This is a genomic window from Methylobacterium sp. M6A4_1b (assembly GCF_053345175.1).
Genome location: NZ_JBKEZQ010000005.1, coordinates 20,972 through 37,444, shown reverse-complemented (window position 1 = coordinate 37,444; position 16,473 = coordinate 20,972). Strand labels below are relative to the sequence as shown.

Below are 16,473 nucleotides of genomic sequence, written 5' to 3'. Positions count from 1 at the left end.
TCCGCTGCTGCGTGCCACGGTTCTCCGCGGGGCATCGGCGCGAATCCGTTCGCGGCGAGAGAGACACGCGATCCACGCCGAATGGCGTGCGGACGCCTCGGGTCCCTGAGCGCATGGCAGGCGATTCCGCGTGCCCGTGGGATCGTACTCCGGCTCACCCGGTCACCCGGCGACGGAGGCCGAACGATGTGGGACAGTCGCGACCGCGCCGATCCGCCCGGCAAGCGCACGGCCGACAGTCTATCCCGGGATGCGTCCACCAATCGGATCCGAAGCTGAACTGTCAGGTATCACACCGAAGTTCATCGCGTGAATTCATACAAACCGGGATCAGAAGCTGCACTTGCGTCGATTGATGTTTGAGGTCTTATTTGAAGCGCCGTTCAGGGTGGAATCGGTCGGTGTCTGACATCGAGGAGGCGTTTCATGGATAGAGATGGACCGCCACAGCTGCTGATCTTGCAGGCCGGCGAAACCGTCGCCGCCGATTTCTCTGAAGCGCTGCAGGGGTCGGGCAACCGCCCCGGTGTCGAACCGCGCCTCAGGGACGGCCCCGTGACGCGAAAGGCCTCCGGCGGTCCATGGCCGGCGAAATCCGCAATGCCCTCGGGCTTCGTCGGCGCCCTCGACGACATGGCGCTCCGGAATGGTTGAGATGGTGCAGGTCCTCAGAAATCCGGCGGTCGAAGATCGCCCCGTCCTCCCGGCAGTGGAAGCGCCGGCCTCGGCACTGCTGCAGAAGCTCGAAGCCTTCCAGGACTTCTCGGCGGAGGCGCGCAACGCGATCTCGCGCCTGGTGGCGACGGCCAAGGATTATCCGGCCCATACCGACATCCTGCGCGAGGGCGAGCCGGCGGACGGGGTCCTGGTCGTTCTCAGGGGGTTCGCCTGCCGCAACCAGTTCCGTCAGAACGGCGCGCGCCAGATCACCGCCTATCTCCTGCCGGGCGATCACTGCAGGCTGGAGACCGGCCTGATCAACCGGATGGATAACACCATCAGCACGCTCTCGCCCTGCCGGGTCGCGCGGGTGCCCTCGGAGGCGCTGCAGGCGGTCGTGCGGCAACATCCGGCCGTCCGCCAGGCGCTTCGGATGTGCATCCTGATCAACGAAGCGACCTTGCGCGAGTGGATCGTCAACATCGGGTGCCGGACCGCTCTGGAACGCATCGCGCACCTGTTCTGCGAACTGCACCTGCGCCTGAGCGGCGTCGGATTGGTGAGGGGCATGACCTACGACCTGCCGGTGACGCAGACCGACATCGCCGTGACGGTCGGATTGTCGAACGTGCACGTCAATCGGTCGCTGCAGGCGCTGCGCAAGCAGCGCCTCATCGCACTCTCCGGCAGGCGGCTGACCATTCTCGACTGGGAACGCCTCAGGGCACTGGCGGAGTTCAGCCCGAGCTACCTACAGGCCGAGCGGCGGATCCTCAACGGCTGAGTCGAGCCGGGGCCTGCGGCCGCCCCGGCCCATCGAAGCGGGTCAGGGCTTCTCGGCGGTCTGGGGGTCGATGGTTCCGGTCTCGGTTACCGGGCGGTCGTCCGAGGCCTCGTCGAAGGCCTGGATCCAGGCCGCCCGGTCCTCGCTTCCCTCGGCATAGGGGCAGCTCTCGCGCTGCCTGCCGTAGAGGCGGGCATTCCGGCCCTTGATGAAGGGGCTGTCGCTCGCGGTGGCGCCGTCGCTCATGTCTGATGTCCCGATGGTTGCGCGGCGCGACGGGACCGAGGACCGGTCCGTCGCGCCGCCGTGTCGCGGGTCAACCCGGAGCCCGTCGCTCGGGTTCATCCCGGCGGGGTCGCAGGGCCGCGATCAGGCCGACGCCCTCACGCGTCGCCGCGGTGGCCCTGTGCCACGGCCCGGCGCAGGATGCGGGAGAGGTCCTCCACCGAATAGGGCTTGCGCAGCAGCTCGAACCCGTGCGTCCCCCGCTCGGCGATGACGTGGCTGTAGCCGGAGGCGAGGACCACCGGCAGCTCGGGATGGCGGTTCCGGATCGCCTGTCCGAGATCGATCCCGTTCATGCCCGGCATCACCACGTCCGAGAAGACCACGTCGAAGGCGCGCTCCGCCGGTTCCAGCACCTGCAGGGCCTGCTCGGCATCGGTGACCCAGCGGGTGACGTAGCCGAGTTCCTGAAGCGCCTGGGTGGCGAAGGCGCCGACCTCGAGGTTGTCCTCGACCACCAGCACCCGGGTCCCATGTCCATCGGCCAGGGAAGCCGGCTCCGACAGGACCGCCTGCGGCGGCATCGCGCCCCGGACGCGGGGCAGGAACAGGGTGAAGGTCGTGCCGCGCCCCAGGACGCTCTCCACCACGACCTCGCCGCCGGACTGCTTGGCGAAGCCGAAGACCTGGGACAGGCCGAGACCGGTGCCCTGGCCGACGCCCTTGGTGGTGAAGAACGGCTCGAAGATCCGCTCCAGCACCTCGGGTGCGATGCCCGACCCCGTATCCGAGACCGAGACCGCGACGAAGTCGCCGCGCACCCGCGGATGCGCCCGCACGGCCGGGATCGCGCGGGCCCGGCTCACGCTGATCCGGAGCCGGCCCTCGCCGTCCATCGCATCACGGGCATTCACCACCATGTTGACGAGGGCGGTGTCGAACTGGCTCGGATCGGCATCGACGAGGCAGGTCAGCGGCGTGCCGTCGGCGGCGAGCCCCGGATCGACCTCGGTCTCCACCCGGATCCTGGCGCCCGTGAGGGTGCCGACCATGTCCGCCACCGAGGCGACCCCGCGCGCCACGTCGAAGACCTCCGGGCTCAGGGCCTGCCGGCGCGCGAAGGCGAGGAGCTGGCCGGTGAGCTTGGCGGCGCGCGAGACCGTGTCGGAGATCGCCCCGATGTAGCGTTGGCGGCGTTCCTCCGGCAGGTCGGGCCGTTTGAGGAGGTCGGTGGACGACTTGATGACCGTGAGGAGATTGTTGAAGTCGTGGGCGACGCCGCCGGTGAGCTGGCCCACCGCCTCCAGCTTCTGCGATTGGCGCAGCTGATCCTCGAGCGCCTTGCGCTCGGTCACGTCGCGGCCGGCGCCGTAGAAATGGTCGCCTTGCGGGATCGCGTTCCACGACACCCAGCGCAGGTCGCCGTCCGCCGTCCGCATGCGGACGTCCAGGTTGTCGAGGACGCCGCCCTCGGTCAGGCGCGTCAACGCGGCGGTCGCGGCCGGAACGTCGTCCGGATGGAGGAAGTCGTCGAAGCGGGCTCCGACGAGGAGGTCCGCCGGCCAGCCCAGCATCTCGGACCAGGCCGGATTCACGGCGCGATAGATGCCGTCGAACCCGCAGACCACCAGAAGGTCGCGGCTGGCGCGCCAGACGAGGTCGCGCTCGGCGGTCCGGTCCCGCGCCGTCGTCCGCAGCAGCGTCTCGGCCTCGCGCCGACCGGTGATGTCGTTGAAGAGGATCGCCACCCGGTGCTGGACGGGTTCGCCGACCCGCAGGGCATGGACGTCGAACCACCGCCCGAGGGCGACGGCGCCGCTCTCGAACCGTGCGGGCCGGCCCGTGAGGGCGACCTCGCCGTAGGTCTCCAGCCAGCGCGGCTCGAGGTTCGGTATGACCTGGCTGACCCAGCAGCCGACCACGTCGCCGAGGCCCGCCTGGCGCTCGAAGGCCGGGTTCACTTCCAGGAACCGGTAGTCGACCGGCCGGCCGCCGGCATCGAAGCGCATCTCGACGATGCAGAACCCGGCATCGATGGCGTCGAACAGCGTCCGGTAGCGGGCTTCGCTCTCGGCGAGCTTGCCCTCTTCGGTGCGGAACCGGGTGACGTCGAGCTGGCTGGCGAAGAAGTAGGTCAGCCGGCCGTCCGGGTCGTAGACCGGGCTGATGTAGAGCTCGTTGCGGAACGCGCTGCCGTCCCGGTGATAGTTGACGATCTCCACCACCACGTCGCGCCGGGCCGCGATGGCGTCGCGGACCCGGGCGACCTCGGCGGGATCGGTGCCGCTGCCCTGGAGGAAGCGACAGTTGCGCCCGAGCAGCTCCTCGGTCCCGTAGCCGCACAGGTCCTGGAACGCCCGGTTGGCGAAGACGATCGGGTTATCGGGCAGGTTCGGGTCGGTGATGATCATCGGCATGCGCGTCTTCTCGGCCGCCGTGAACAGGAGGTCGGCGCTCGCGGCCGAGGTTCGCTGCCCCGGATCGGGCGAGCGGACCAGGGCGTCGCGCTGCGCCCGCAGCGCCGCGATGTCCGCTTCGAGCGCCTGTTCCTTCAGACGAAGCCGTTCGAGCGCGTCGTCCATGAGCCCCCGTTTCACCCTCGGCGGAGGCGTTCGCGCCGGGGGGCACCTTGCCCCCGGCGTGATTCGCGCCGCGTGACGCTTCCCTACCCGACGCCCGGCGGCCCGTCGATGACGCGCGTCCGGGATGAGCGCGGCGGGATCGGAACCAATGCCCGAACCGTGGATTGCGGTAGGCGCCGATCGCTGACCCGTCTCTGTGGACCCATGCTTGCGGACCTGATGCCTGCAGGATGAGGTCCCCGCCCTGCGATATGCGACGTGCACCGCCGCTGAACCGTCACGGCCAGCTTCCGCGCTGTCCATTTCCGAGAAACGATCGTTCGTGCCGAGCCTTGGACCGATGCAGACGTTCGATACGACCACGACCACCCTGCCCACCCTGCGACGCGGCTCGCAGCTTCACGAGACCGAGCGACGCCTCAACGCGGTCCTGAACAACGCCTCGGTGGCGATCTTCCTGATGGATGACCGCCAGCACTGCGTCTACATGAACCGGGCGGCGGAACTCCTCACCGGTTTCAGCCTGACCGAGGTGCTCGCCCGCGACTGCGCGCTCCACGACATCGTCCACCACACCTATCCGGACGGGCGGCCCTTCCCGCTCGCCGAATGCGCGATCGACCGGGCCTTCCCGGAGAACAATCAGGAGCGCGGCGAGGAAGTCTTCGTCCACAAGGACGGGCATTTCTATCCGGTCGGCTTCACCGCGAGCCCGATCCGCGACGACGAGGCCCGGATCATCGGCACGATCATCGAGGTCCGCGACATCACCGAGGAGAAGGCGGCGGCCGAGCGCCAGCGCCTGCTCACCAACGAATTGAACCACCGGGTCAAGAACACCCTGGCGACGGTCCAGTCGATCGCCGCGCAGACGTTCCGGGGCAAGACCGACCCGGTTACGCGCCAGACCTTCGACGCCCGCATGGTCGCCCTGTCGAACACCCACAACGTTCTGACCGCGCAGAACTGGGAGAGCGCGAACCTGCGCAGCGTGGTCGAGGGGGCGCTGGCGCCCCATGCCCTGGCGGAGGTGGATACCGCCCGCTTCGATCTCGTCGGCCCCGATACACGCCTGCACCCCAAGGTCGCCGTGACCCTCGCGATGGCGCTGCACGAGCTCATGACGAACGCGGCGAAGTACGGCGCGCTCTCGGTCCCCGAGGGACGGGTCGGCCTGTCCTGGACCCTGGAGCCGGCCGGTGCGGGCGAGCGGCTCGACCTCGTCTGGACGGAGACCGGTGGGCCGCCCGTCACGGAGCCGACGCGGAAGGGCTTCGGCAGCCGCCTGATCGAGCGGCAGCTGCCGATGGAATTCGACGGCACCGCGACCCTCGCCTTCGCGCCCACCGGCGTGACCTGTCACCTGTGCATCCCGCTGACGGCCCTCGGCTGGCACGGCCAGGACCTAGTGGCGGGGCGGGGCGCACGATGATCGATCTCGGGGGACGACGCGTACTGCTGGTCGAGGACGAGAGCCTGGTCGCGATGCTCGGCGAGGACATGCTGCTCGACCTCGGCTGCGAGGTCGAGATCGCCATGCGGCTCGACAAGGCGGTGGCCCTGGCGCGCGCGGCCGACATCGACATGGCGATCCTCGACGTGAACCTCGGCGAGGCCTTCAGCTACCCCGTGGCCGACGTCCTCTTCGAGCGCCGGATACCGTTCATCTTCGCCACCGGCTACGGGCTGTCCGGCATCGAGCCGGCCTATGGGTCCGTGCCGGTGATGCAGAAGCCCTACCAGATCGCGCAGATGGAGCAGCTGCTCCGGCATCTCGTCACCTGCGAGACCCTGCCGACCAAGGCCGGCGGCCGGCCCCTGGACTGCGGCTGCTTGCCAGGAACCGGGACCGGCGGCCCGCAGCAGATGCGGGCGGACTGAGCGCGGCCGCTGCGGCCTTCGGTCTCCGCGCCCGGGCGCTTGCCGCCGGACCTTTCCGGACGATGTCGCGTTCGCTCCCTGCGGTGACGGGACGACGAACGCGAACGCGCATGCAGATCCATCTCGACGCCCTCGGCGGCATCGCCGGCGACATGTTCGCCGCCGCGCTCCTCGACGCCTTTCCCGACCGGGAAGCCGGGGTGCTGGACAGCATCCGCGCCGCCCTGCCGGAGGTGTGCTGCGAACTCGTCCGTCACAACGACGGCATCCTGGCCGGCCGGCGCTTCCGCGTGGCGCGCCGCGGGACGGAGGACGTCCGCGCCGAGGCCGCTCACCCCCATCGGCACTCCGATCACGGACATGCGCATGAGCACGAATCCGCGCACGGGCATCACCACGGCGACGCCCCGGCGGCGCATGGCCACCGGCCCTGGTCGCGCATCCGTGCGGAGCTGGAGGCGGCCCCCCTCGATCCGGCCGTGCGGAGCCACGCCATCGGCATCTTCACCCGCCTCGCCGAGGCCGAGGCGCGGGTCCACGGCATCGCCGTGGCGTTCGTCGCCTTCCACGAGGTCGGCGCCTGGGATTCGATCGCCGACATCGTGGCGGCCGCCCACCTGATCGCGGCCCTCGACGCCGAGGCCTGGAGCGTGTCGGCGCTCCCCCTCGGCTCGGGCCGGGTCCGGACCCAGCACGGGCCGCTGCCGGTGCCCGCACCCGCCACCAGCCTCCTCCTCGAAGGCTTCGAGACCCTGGACGACGGCGTGCCGGGCGAGCGGGTGACCCCCACCGGAGCCGCGATCCTGCGCCATCTGCGGGACGTCGCGCCGCCGCGCGCCGCCGCGCCGCGGGTGCTGACGGGCTCGGGCATCGGCTTCGGCACCAAGGTCCTGCCCGGCCTGAGCAACTGCCTGCGCGTCCTGGTCTACGAGCCTGTGGCGGCGCGCGGGAGCGGCGAGCACCGCGACCTCGGCGTGATCGAGTTCGAGGTGGACGACCAGTCGGCGGAGGATCTCGGCATGGGCCTCGACCGCCTGCGCGCCCATCCCGACATCTTCGACGTCGTGCAGATGCCGGTCTTCGGCAAGAAGGGGCGGATGATGACCCATGTCCGGGCGCTCGCCCGCGCCGGTGCCCTCGACGCGGCGGTGGCGGCCTGCTTCCGCGAGACCACCACGATCGGCCTGCGCCACCGCATCGTCTCGGGCGCCGCCCTGCCGCGCCGGATGCACACGGTCACGGTCGAGGGCCGGCCCGTGCGGGTGAAGGTGGTCGACCGGCCGGGCGGGCGCACCGCCAAGGCGGAGGCCGACGATGCGGTCGCGCAGGAGACCCACGCCACCCGCGCCGGCCTGCGTCGCGCGGCCGAGGCGTTGGCGCTGCAGGCGGATTCCGCGGACGGAGGCGCGGCATGAGCCGCGATCCCCGGTCGCGTCTGAACGATGCCCTTCGGGAGATCGGGCCGCTCGCGGTCGCGGTCAGCGGCGGCGTTGACAGCCTGACCCTCGCCGAGACCGCCCATCGCCTCCTCGGGGCCGACCGGGCGCTGATGGTGCACGCGGCCTCGCCGGCCGTGCCCGCGGAGGCGACGCTGCGGGTGCGGGACGTGGCCGCCCGGGCGGGCTGGTCCCTGCGCGTGGTCGAGGCCGGCGAGTTCGCCGATCCGAACTACCGCGCCAATCCGGTCAACCGCTGCTTCTTCTGCAAGACCAACCTCTACGGCACCATCCGCCGCGTCACCGACCGGACCATGGTGTCGGGGGCCAATCTGGACGATCTCGGCGAGTACCGGCCGGGCCTCGACGCCGCACGCATGCACGGCGTGCGCCATCCCTACGTGGAAGCCGGGCTGGACAAGGCTGCGGTGCGGGCGCTCGCCCGCGACCTCGGCCTCGGGGCGGTGGCGGAGCTCCCTGCGGCGCCCTGCCTGTCGAGCCGGGTCGAGACCGGAATCCGGATCGAGCCCGAGACCCTCGCCTTCATCCACGCCGTCGAGGGCCTGGTGAGCCGCACCCTCGACGCTGCGCCCGGTCCGAGGCGCGCCGTGCGCTGCCGTGTCCGCGCCGCCGGGATCGTGGTGGAGCTCGATCCCGACAGCCTCGCGGCGCTCGACGTTTCGCGCCGGAGCGTCCTGGCGGCGGAGATCCGGGCCGGTGCGCCTCCGAACCTGCCGGAGGCTCCGGTGCGCTTCATGGCCTACCGCACCGGCAGCGCCTTCCTGACGGGAGCGGCCCGATGAGCGTCGCCGACGAGTTCGTCCTCGACTTCGCCCGGCCCGAGCGGATCGGCCTCGAGGAGGCGATCTACGCCGCCGGCAAGTCGCCGTTACAGATCGACGCGATCCTGGATGCCGCCGCCGCGCGCGGTGCTCGGCTGCTGCTGACGCGCCTCGACGCCGACAAGCACGCGGCCCTCGCCGAGCGGCACCGCGCGGGGATCGACTATTGCGCGGTCTCGCGCACCGCGATCTTCGGCCACGCCCGGCCGCTGGCCGGGCCGGCCCGGATCGGCATCGTCGCCGCCGGTACCTCCGACGTTCCGGTCGCCCGCGAGGCCGAACGGACCCTGGCCTACCAGGGACACCCCACGACCCTCTTCGCCGATGTCGGGGTCGCGGGGCTCTGGCGCCTGACCCGGCGGCTCGACGCGATCCGCGCCCACCCGATCCTCATCGTGGCCGCCGGCATGGATGCGGCCCTGCCCAGCGTCGTCGGCGGCCTCGTCGCCAGCGCCCTGATCGCGGTGCCGACCTCCGTCGGCTACGGGGTGGCGGAGGGCGGCCGCACCGCCCTCGACGCCGTGCTGGCGAGCTGCGCCCCCGGCATCACCGTGGTCAACATCGACAACGGCTACGGGGCCGCCTGCGCGGCGATGCGCCTGCTCCAGGCCGCGCGGGCCCTCGCGGAGGCCCCGTCCGACGACGGGCGGCGGGCCTGACATGCCGCGCCCGTTTCGCTCCACCCCCCGTCACACCGGAGACCAGACATGGAACGCCGCAGCTTCCTTCAGGGCGCCGCCGCCGGCGCCGGCCTCGCCGCCACCAGCAGCGCCGGCGCGGCCGAGACCGCCCCCGGCCTGCCCGATACCCGGCCGAAGGACCCGGCCGACCTGCCGCTGCGCACCGATCCCGGCGAGCGCCGGGGCGAGATGCTCTACCGCCCGTTCGGCCGCCACGACGAGAAGATCTCGGCGATCGGGATGGGGGGCTTCCACCTGGGCAAGAACGCGGTCTCCGACGACGAGGCGACCCGCCTCATCCAGGCCGGCGTCGATCGCGGCATCACGTTCATGGACAATTGCTGGGACTACAACGGGGGCCGCTCGGAGCTGCGCATGGGCGCCGCCCTCGCGCAGGGCGGCTACCGCGACAAGGTCTTCCTGATGTCCAAGATGGACGGGCGCACCAAGCAGGAGGCGATGCGCCAGATCGACGAATCCCTCAGGCGCCTGCGCACCGACCGCATCGACCTCGTGCAGCACCACGAGATCCTGCGCTACGACGATCCGGACCGGGTCTTCGCCGAGGGTGGCGCCATGGAGGCCTTCGTCGAGGCGAAGAAGGCCGGCAAGCTGCGCTACATCGGCTTCACCGGCCACAAGGATCCGCGCATCCACCTGCAGATGCTCGAGGTCGCGCAGGAGCGCGGCTTCCAGTTCGACGCCGTGCAGATGCCGCTCAACGTGATGGACGCGCATTTCCGCTCGTTCGGGCACCTCGTGCTGCCCTATCTCGTGCAGCACGGCATCGCGGCCCTGGGCATGAAGACCTTCGGCGACGGGGTCATCCTCAAGAGCGAGGCACCGATCAAGCCGCTCGAATACCTTCACTTCTGCCTGAACCTGCCGACCAGCGTCGTGATCACCGGCATCGAGAGCCAGCGCGACCTCGACCAGGCCTTCGAGGCGGTGAAGACCTATCGACCGATGGACAAGGCGACGGTGGCCGAGCTCCTGGAGCGCAGCAAGCCCTACGCGCTCCAGGGCAAGTACGAGCTGTTCAAGACCTCCGCCACCTTCGACGGCACGGCCAAGAACGCGGCCTGGCTCGGCGAGGACGTCGAGAGCGTGAAGACGCTCGCCCCGACGATGGAGTGATCGCGGACGGGCTCTTCGCGCCGATGGGTGCGAATCAGCCGAGGACTCTTCCGGGGGATCTCAGGCCGCCCCACGTCATCCCGGGTCCGCGCAGCGGAGCCCGGGATCCAGGAACGCAGGTGCTGCGGAACGTGAAACTGCCGGCGACGCGCGCCGGCAGGCCGGTCAGCCTTCCTTGAAGCCGTATTCCGGCACGCCCTCCTCGTTGCCGTAGTACTTGTACGGCAGGAACTTGCCCGAGAGGTTCATCTTCACCCGGTCGCCCTTGTTGTTGGGCTCGCGTTCCATGGTCATGTTGAAGTCGATGGCCGACATGATGCCGTCCCCGAACTCCTCCTGGATCAGCTCCTTCCAGGTGGTGCCGTAGACCATCACCAGTTCGTAGAACCGGTAGATCAGCGGGTCCGTGGGCGGCATCTGGGCGATCGAGCCGCGGAAGGGCGCCTCGTTCAGCATCCGCTCCTCGGACGGCGAGAGACCGAACAGCGCGGCGGCCTTGGCGGCCTGGGCCTTGGGCAGCTTCATCTGCCCCATGCAGGCAGCGGTGATCAGGATCGGAGAAATGCCGCCGATCTCCTCCTGGATGTACTTCCAGGTCCAGCCCTTCTCGCGCTTGATGTCGAGGAGCTTCTCGGTGAGGTCTTCGCGCTTCATGCCTGGGGTCTCCGTGGCGAATTGAAAGAACGCGTCGCACAGGCAAGCAGGACTGGTGCCGTTTCGCGGTTCCGCCAAGGTGGGAATCGGCCCGGTCGATCCGGGCGGCACGCAGGCCGGCCGATCCCGCCGCGTCGGCGGCGGCGTCGGAATGCCCAGCCGGTCGTGTGGATCGGTCCGACGCGGGCCGGCCCGCCGCGCTCGGCCTCCATCGTCGCCCCGTGGCGACGTTTCCCGAGACGGGCGACCCGGCGTCGAGGACACGCGCTCGCGAACCCCTGTTTCCTTCTGGATCGGCAGGAAAAATCGCCGGGATGTCCCGCCTCGGGGTCGCGGTTTCAAGCGAGGGGATGGCGGTCGCTGCACGGCATCGCCCGCGATCCAGCGAGGACGCCCATGCGGTCGGCGTTCCCCGGCCGCAGGCCGCGCGCCTGCTCCGAGGCGCGCTGTCCCGAGAGACGCCTCAGGCGAACAGCATGGTGTCCGAGGGGGCATGGACGATGAAGGCCTTGCCCTCGTCGACCCAGCCGGCGCCGGCCGCGCCAGCGTTGATGCCGGCGGCCTCCTCGGCGCTGCCCGCGTAGTGATGCAGCCCCGACACCTTGTTGTAGAAGCGCTCCAGCGTCATGTGCCCGGCCCCGCTCGGGTCGTTGTAGGCCTGGAAGGCGACGCCCTCGTAGTGGTAGCTCGAGGCGGAATTGACCAGCTGATCGCGCTCCGCGACGCTGTCGGTCAGGAAGTGCGTGCCGGACTTCGTCTCCAGGAAGCGGAACACGTCGTGGGTGAGCGCGCTCTGATCGGGCGTCCCCCAGGGCGAGCCCTCGAAGTTGAAGGTCGGCATCGTGCTCTGGATCTGCTGCTTTTCGTTGCCGCTCGTGGTGTAGAAATGGTCTCCCGTTTTGGTGTCGAAGAACCGGTAGATCGCGCGGTAGTTTCCGTCGGCGGATGCCGCCGCGGCCGCGGTGGCGGGGCTCGCCGCCGGGACCACGGACGGCGCCACGGCCGGGGTCGCGATCAAGCCGACGCTGCCGTTCGTCACGAGCGTCGCGCCCGCACCGCCTGACTGGGCGGCGAGGGCTTGAACGATGGAGAGATCCCCCGTCAGGCTCAGGGTCGAGAAGCGCTCACCGGAATTGAGCGTCATGTCCCAGTTGTTGTAGAGATGCGTCGCCGTCGAGGGCATGTAGAAGACGTTGTTGTAGTGATAGTCGCCGGTCTGCTTGAAGAACGAGTCACCGGTATTGAGGTACATCGCATTGTCGTGGAACGCGATCTGCCCTGGCTTGTAGGCGGCGTCCAGGAAGACGCTCGCCATCTGTTTCGTGCTGTTGTTCTGCTCGATGACCGAATTGTGGCTGACGTCCACGTTGGCGAATTTGCTGGCGAATCCGCCGCCGCCATTGTGCAGGACCATGAAGCCGTTGTTGTTCAGGCTGACGTTGTTCGTGATGGAGATGTTCGTCAACGCGTTGTTGAAACCGCCGGCCTCGATGAAGCCGACGCTGTTTTCGACCCAGTTGTCGTGGATCCTGATGTTGTCCATGTTGCCGAACAGCTCGATGCCGCCGCCGTCATAGGCGTAGTCGTAGCTGGCGGCCTTGCCGTTGATGACGCGATTGAACGAGACTTCGTTGTTACTGTTGCCGATCAGGATGCCGACCGCGCCGTAATCGTCATCCTTGATGTCGGGCGTATTCTTGATCATCTTCAGATCATGGAAATAGCTTCGCGTGACGAGGTTGTTCGTGCCGTTGAGCATGACGCCTTCGCCGACGTTGCTCGCCTCGATGTTCCGGATCGTCACGAAGCTCGACGTTTTCATGACGTTGATGCCGGCTTGTCCGGCCGCGCTGATGTTCAGACCTTCGACGACGATGTATTTCGAATTGGCGATGTTGATGCCGTCGGAGTAACCGGAGGCGTTGTTGTTGATGACGGCCGCGGCCCCCAGGCCATAGGTTGTGAAGGTGATCGGCGCGGCCTCCGTGCCGGATGCGGCGATGTTCAGCGCCCCCGTCCCAGACGCCGCGGCGGAGTAGGTCGTGCCGGCCTTGAATGCGACGGTGTCGCCGGCCTGCAGCTTGAGCTTGTTGACGGCGTCGAGGCTCGCGAAGGGGGTGGCCGTGGAGCGGCCGCCGTTCTGGTCGCTCGCTGAGGACGAAGATGCGTCGACGTAATAAATCGTCATCACACGGTCTCGGTGAAGGGTAAAATTGATCTCAGTTCATCGGTAGGTCCTCTGTGCTTATCGAGCGTTAAGCGGCATGCTTAAGCTTTCGTTTTCGGAGCAGTTCCAAGTGTCGGCACCATGTGTGCTGCCGCGGATGTCCTGAAAGCCACAGGGTGCGCCTTCGCACGGGCCGTGTTCCGCCGCGGCCGCGCCGAAACCGGCCGGTCCGCGCTGTCGTCGGACGTACCGCGCGGGTTCGGCCGGCATCGGAAGCGCCGAACCGATACTCCGTCCGCTCCCGGACGTGTCGAAGGCCGCACGGCGGCCCTAGATGTCTCGGACGCTCGACTTCGCTGGAGTTCAGGCCCCGATGGATCTCTCACGACGCGCGCTGCTCGCCGGTGCCGGAATGCTGCCCCTGTCGATCGCCTGTCCGGGTCGTCCCGCGACGGCCGACCCTGCCCCTTCCATGGGCTTGCTGCGCCGGCCGATTCCCTCTTCCGGCGAAACCGTGCCGGTGATCGGGATCGGCACCTCGCGGCGCTACGAGGTCGAGCCGACGCCGGAGAAGATCGCTCCGCTGCGCGAGGCGGTGCAGCGGTTCGTATCGCTCGGGGGGACGGTGATCGACACCGCGCCGAGCTACGGCACCGCCGAGGACGTGCTCGGGCTGATCCTCGGCCAGGACGGCCTGCGCGAGAAGGTGTTCCTCTGCAGCAAGGTCGGGACGCCGGGCCGCGAGGCCGGTGCGGCGGAGATCGCCCGATCCTTCCAGCGCCTGAAGACGGCGGTGATCGACCTCGTCGCCGTCCACAACCTCATCGATCCGGAGGCCAACCTCGCGACCCTGCGCGGCCTGAAGGCACAGGGGAAGATCCGCTACCTCGGAGCGACGGTCTGGCGCGACAGCCAGCTCGCGGATCTGGAAGCCCTGATGACGCGCGAGACCCTGGACTTCGTCCAGGTGAACTACGCCCTCGACGACCGCAGCGCCGCCGCGCGCATCCTGCCCCTGGCGAAGGCGCGCGGCATGGCCGTGATGGTCAACGTGCCGTTCGGGCGGGACCGCCTGTTCAAGGCCGTGCAGGGGCGTGAACTCCCGCCCTGGGCCGCGGAGTTCGACTGCGCGAGCTGGCCGCAATTCTTCCTGAAATACGTCCTCGGGCACGAGGCCGTGACCTGCCCGATCCCCGGCATGGCCAAGGCGGCCTATGTCAAGGACAACCTCGGCGCCGCTCGGGGCCGCCTGCCCGACGCCGCACAGCGCACCCGCATGGAGGCCTTCGTCGATGCACTCTGATCCTCTGACCCGCCGCGCGATCCTCGCGCTCGCCGCCGGCGCGACCCTGGCGGTGGCCTTCGCCGGCCCCGCCTGGGCGCAGGCGACGTCCCAGCCCGCGCGCATCGGCATCATCGGCGCCGGCAACATCGGCGGCACCCTCGGCAGCCTCTGGGCGAAGGCCGGCCATCCGGTCATGCTGTCCTCGCGGCACCCGGAGGAACTGAAGAGCCTCGTCGAGGGGCTCGGACCCAATGCCCGCGCCGGGACTCCGGCCGAGGCGATCGCCTTCGGCGACGTCGTGCTCGTCGCCGTGCCCTACAAGGCCTATCCGCAGATCGCGCAGGATCACGGCGCCGCCCTGAAGGGCAAGATCGTGATCGACGCCGGCAACGCCACCCAGGCCCGCGACGGCGAGGTCTACGGCGAAGTCCAGGCCGGCGGCATCGCCGCCGTCTCGGCCAAGTACCTGGCCGGCGCCCGCATCGTCCGGGCCTTCAACGCGGCCAATTACAAGCTGTTCGCCAAGAACGCCCATCGCGACGGCGGCCGGATGGCGATTCCCCTCGCGGGCGACGACCCGAAGGCCGTCGCCGAGGTGTCGAAGCTCGTCACCGATGCGGGCTTCGATCCGGTGGCGGTCGGGCCGCTCGCCAAGGCCGACGGCTTCGCCATGGGCTCGCCCGGCTTCGGCCTCGAACTCACCGCCCCGGACCTGCGCACGCGCCTCGGTGTGACGCCTTGAGCCGTGAAACCGCCGCCGGCGCTTCGCCCGATGCGCCGGCGGAGCGGCCGGCCTCGACCCGGCTCGGACGTCTCGTCGACGTGCGCCCGGGCGAGGCGCCGGCGCTCGCCTGGTCCTGGGCCTACATCTTCTCGATCCTGGCGGCCTATTACGTCCTGCGCCCGATCCGCGACCAGATGGGCGTGGCCGGCGGCATCGAGAACCTGCCCTGGCTCTTCACGGGGACGCTGGTGGGGATGCTGGCCCTCAACGTGCCCTTCGCCTGGCTGGTGAAGACCCTGCCGCGGGCGCGCTTCGTGCCGCTGACCTACCGGTTCTTCGCCGCCAACATCGTGGTCTTCGCCGCCGCCCTGTACCTCGCGGGACCGGAGGGCGACGTCTGGATCGGCCGGGCCTTCTTCATCTGGCTGTCGATCTTCAACCTGTTCGTGGTCTCGGTGTTCTGGGCCACCATCGTCGACGTCTTCTCGACGGAGCAGGGCAAGCGCCTGTTCGGCTTCATCGCCGCCGGCGCGACCCTGGGCGCCATCGCGGGCTCGGCCACCACGGCGATCCTGGCCCGGGACGTGCCGACCTGGGCGCTCCTGATCGGCGCGGCCCTGCTCCTCGAGGCGGCGGTGTTCAGCATGCGCGGCCTCGCCCGGCTGTCGGACCGCCTGCGCGAGGCGCCGGGGGCCGGCGAGGCCGCGCCCGCCGAGGCCATCGGCGGCAGCGCCTTCGCGGGCATCACCCGGACTTTCCGCTCGCCCTACCTCCTCAACATCGGCCTGTTCCTGCTGCTGTTCTCGATCACCTCCACCTTCCTGTATTTCGAGCAGGCCGGCATCGCCAAGCGCAGCTTCCCCGATCGCGGGGCGCAGACGGCCTTCTTCGCCAGCGTCGATCTCCTGGTGAACGGGCTCACCCTCGGGGTGCAGTTCTTCCTGACCGGACGGATCGTGCGGCGCATCGGCGTCGGGCCGAGCCTCGCCCTGCTGCCGGCGGCCAGCATCCTCGGCTTCGCGGCGCTGGCGGTGTCTCCGACGATCACCGCCATCGTGGTGTTCCAGGTGCTGCGCCGGGCGGGCAACTTCGCCATCGCGCGCCCCATCCGCGAGGTGCTGTTCACCGTCGTGGCGCGCGAGGATCGCTACAAGGCGAAGAACTTCATCGACACGGTGGTCTACCGCGTCGGCGATCAGGTCGGGGCCTGGTCGTTCGCCGGGATCGCGGCCCTCGGGCTCGGCTCGACGGCCGTCGCCGTGACGGCGGTGCCCCTGTCCCTCGCCTGGCTCCTGAACAGTCTCTGGCTCGGGCGGCGGCAAGCGGAGCGTCAGCGGCAACAGGACGAGATCTCCCAGGATCGGGGCCGGACGGGTGGATAGCGACCGCCGAAACCGGCGGGCGTTCCTCGTAAGC

14 protein-coding genes are annotated in these 16,473 nt (G+C 69.7%); 10 read left to right on the top strand and 4 right to left on the bottom strand.

From position 1 onward, the window contains the following. The first annotated feature begins 655 nt into the window (after positions 1 to 655). Positions 656 to 1,444, top strand: a complete 789-nt coding sequence (locus tag ACLBWX_RS06980) for a Crp/Fnr family transcriptional regulator (RefSeq protein WP_447676349.1) — start codon at positions 656 to 658, stop codon at positions 1,442 to 1,444. A gap of 42 nt (positions 1,445 to 1,486) precedes the next feature. On the opposite strand, the gene ACLBWX_RS06975 is transcribed toward ACLBWX_RS06980, so the two are convergent. Continuing rightward, positions 1,487 to 1,690: a ribosome modulation factor gene (locus ACLBWX_RS06975; RefSeq protein WP_447676348.1), complete on the bottom strand. Its 204-nt coding sequence runs from the start codon at positions 1,688 to 1,690 to the stop codon at positions 1,487 to 1,489. Positions 1,691 to 1,827: 137 nt separating this feature from the next. Further along, a complete protein-coding gene (locus ACLBWX_RS06970; protein ID WP_447676347.1) occupies positions 1,828 to 4,251 on the bottom strand; it encodes a PAS domain S-box protein in 2,424 nt (807 codons plus the stop codon). 340 nt (positions 4,252 to 4,591) lie between these two features. On the opposite strand from ACLBWX_RS06970, the gene ACLBWX_RS06965 reads away from it, so the two are divergent. The 6 genes from ACLBWX_RS06965 (at position 4,592) to ACLBWX_RS06940 (ending at position 10,227) form a co-directional block, all read left to right on the top strand. Further along, positions 4,592 to 5,683 carry a sensor histidine kinase gene (locus tag ACLBWX_RS06965; protein WP_447676346.1) on the top strand — a complete coding sequence of 364 codons (1,092 nt, stop codon included), beginning with the start codon at positions 4,592 to 4,594 and terminating at the stop codon, positions 5,681 to 5,683. Beyond that, positions 5,680 to 6,132 carry a response regulator gene (locus tag ACLBWX_RS06960; RefSeq protein ID WP_447676345.1) on the top strand — a complete coding sequence of 151 codons (453 nt, stop codon included), beginning with the start codon at positions 5,680 to 5,682 and terminating at the stop codon, positions 6,130 to 6,132. Before ACLBWX_RS06965 ends, ACLBWX_RS06960 begins: the two co-directional genes overlap by 4 nt. A gap of 110 nt (positions 6,133 to 6,242) precedes the next feature. Then, positions 6,243 to 7,547 (top strand): LarC family nickel insertion protein, encoded by a 1,305-nt coding sequence (locus ACLBWX_RS06955; protein WP_447676344.1) that lies wholly within the window; start codon positions 6,243 to 6,245, stop codon positions 7,545 to 7,547. Continuing rightward, on the top strand, positions 7,544 to 8,371 hold the full coding sequence (locus ACLBWX_RS06950) for an adenine nucleotide alpha hydrolase (protein ID WP_447676343.1): 828 nt from the start codon (positions 7,544 to 7,546) through the stop codon (positions 8,369 to 8,371). Before ACLBWX_RS06955 ends, ACLBWX_RS06950 begins: the two co-directional genes overlap by 4 nt. Further along, positions 8,368 to 9,069 (top strand): nickel pincer cofactor biosynthesis protein LarB, encoded by a 702-nt coding sequence (gene larB / locus ACLBWX_RS06945; RefSeq protein WP_447676342.1) that lies wholly within the window; start codon positions 8,368 to 8,370, stop codon positions 9,067 to 9,069. The genes ACLBWX_RS06950 and larB overlap by 4 nt, the downstream gene beginning before the upstream one ends. Positions 9,070 to 9,117: 48 nt before the next feature. Further along, complete coding sequence (locus tag ACLBWX_RS06940) at positions 9,118 to 10,227, top strand: aldo/keto reductase (protein WP_447676341.1); 1,110 nt, start codon at positions 9,118 to 9,120, stop codon at positions 10,225 to 10,227. Between the two features lie 165 nt (positions 10,228 to 10,392). Here ACLBWX_RS06940 and cynS read toward each other — a convergent pair whose 3' ends face one another. Next, the gene (cynS, locus tag ACLBWX_RS06935) at positions 10,393 to 10,881 is read right to left on the bottom strand and encodes a cyanase (RefSeq protein WP_447676340.1); all 489 of its coding nucleotides are present in this window, start codon (positions 10,879 to 10,881) and stop codon (positions 10,393 to 10,395) included. Positions 10,882 to 11,344: 463 nt separating this feature from the next. Further along, positions 11,345 to 13,069: a hypothetical protein gene (locus ACLBWX_RS06930; protein ID WP_447676339.1), complete on the bottom strand. Its 1,725-nt coding sequence runs from the start codon at positions 13,067 to 13,069 to the stop codon at positions 11,345 to 11,347. A 352-nt stretch (positions 13,070 to 13,421) separates the two neighbouring features. Here ACLBWX_RS06930 and ACLBWX_RS06925 point away from each other — a divergent pair, with 352 nt between their 5' ends. From ACLBWX_RS06925 to ACLBWX_RS06915, 3 genes are read left to right on the top strand one after another with little or no spacing between them, the layout of a single operon-like run. Further along, positions 13,422 to 14,351 carry an aldo/keto reductase gene (locus ACLBWX_RS06925; RefSeq protein WP_447676338.1) on the top strand — a complete coding sequence of 310 codons (930 nt, stop codon included), beginning with the start codon at positions 13,422 to 13,424 and terminating at the stop codon, positions 14,349 to 14,351. Next, the gene (locus ACLBWX_RS06920; protein ID WP_447676337.1) at positions 14,341 to 15,075 is read left to right on the top strand and encodes an NADPH-dependent F420 reductase; all 735 of its coding nucleotides are present in this window, start codon (positions 14,341 to 14,343) and stop codon (positions 15,073 to 15,075) included. The genes ACLBWX_RS06925 and ACLBWX_RS06920 overlap by 11 nt, the downstream gene beginning before the upstream one ends. Next, positions 15,072 to 16,439 carry an NTP/NDP exchange transporter gene (locus ACLBWX_RS06915; RefSeq protein WP_447676336.1) on the top strand — a complete coding sequence of 456 codons (1,368 nt, stop codon included), beginning with the start codon at positions 15,072 to 15,074 and terminating at the stop codon, positions 16,437 to 16,439. Before ACLBWX_RS06920 ends, ACLBWX_RS06915 begins: the two co-directional genes overlap by 4 nt. Positions 16,440 to 16,473: the final 34 nt, after the last annotated feature.

What these genes read in the sequence shown, in the direction of transcription:
- ACLBWX_RS06930 (WP_447676339.1), bottom strand. Translation starts at nt 13,069, where the DNA reads ATGACGATTTATTACGTCGACGCATCTTCGTCCTCAGCGAGCGACCAG.
- ACLBWX_RS06960 (WP_447676345.1), top strand. Translation starts at nt 5,680, where the DNA reads ATGATCGATCTCGGGGGACGACGCGTACTGCTGGTCGAGGACGAGAGC.
- ACLBWX_RS06965 (WP_447676346.1), top strand. Translation starts at nt 4,592, where the DNA reads ATGCAGACGTTCGATACGACCACGACCACCCTGCCCACCCTGCGACGC.
- larB (WP_447676342.1), top strand. Translation starts at nt 8,368, where the DNA reads ATGAGCGTCGCCGACGAGTTCGTCCTCGACTTCGCCCGGCCCGAGCGG.
- ACLBWX_RS06980 (WP_447676349.1), top strand. Translation starts at nt 656, where the DNA reads ATGGTGCAGGTCCTCAGAAATCCGGCGGTCGAAGATCGCCCCGTCCTC.
- ACLBWX_RS06925 (WP_447676338.1), top strand. Translation starts at nt 13,422, where the DNA reads ATGGATCTCTCACGACGCGCGCTGCTCGCCGGTGCCGGAATGCTGCCC.
- ACLBWX_RS06920 (WP_447676337.1), top strand. Translation starts at nt 14,341, where the DNA reads ATGCACTCTGATCCTCTGACCCGCCGCGCGATCCTCGCGCTCGCCGCC.
- ACLBWX_RS06940 (WP_447676341.1), top strand. Translation starts at nt 9,118, where the DNA reads ATGGAACGCCGCAGCTTCCTTCAGGGCGCCGCCGCCGGCGCCGGCCTC.
- ACLBWX_RS06970 (WP_447676347.1), bottom strand. Translation starts at nt 4,251, where the DNA reads ATGGACGACGCGCTCGAACGGCTTCGTCTGAAGGAACAGGCGCTCGAA.
- ACLBWX_RS06950 (WP_447676343.1), top strand. Translation starts at nt 7,544, where the DNA reads ATGAGCCGCGATCCCCGGTCGCGTCTGAACGATGCCCTTCGGGAGATC.
- ACLBWX_RS06955 (WP_447676344.1), top strand. Translation starts at nt 6,243, where the DNA reads ATGCAGATCCATCTCGACGCCCTCGGCGGCATCGCCGGCGACATGTTC.
- cynS (WP_447676340.1), bottom strand. Translation starts at nt 10,881, where the DNA reads ATGAAGCGCGAAGACCTCACCGAGAAGCTCCTCGACATCAAGCGCGAG.
- ACLBWX_RS06975 (WP_447676348.1), bottom strand. Translation starts at nt 1,690, where the DNA reads ATGAGCGACGGCGCCACCGCGAGCGACAGCCCCTTCATCAAGGGCCGG.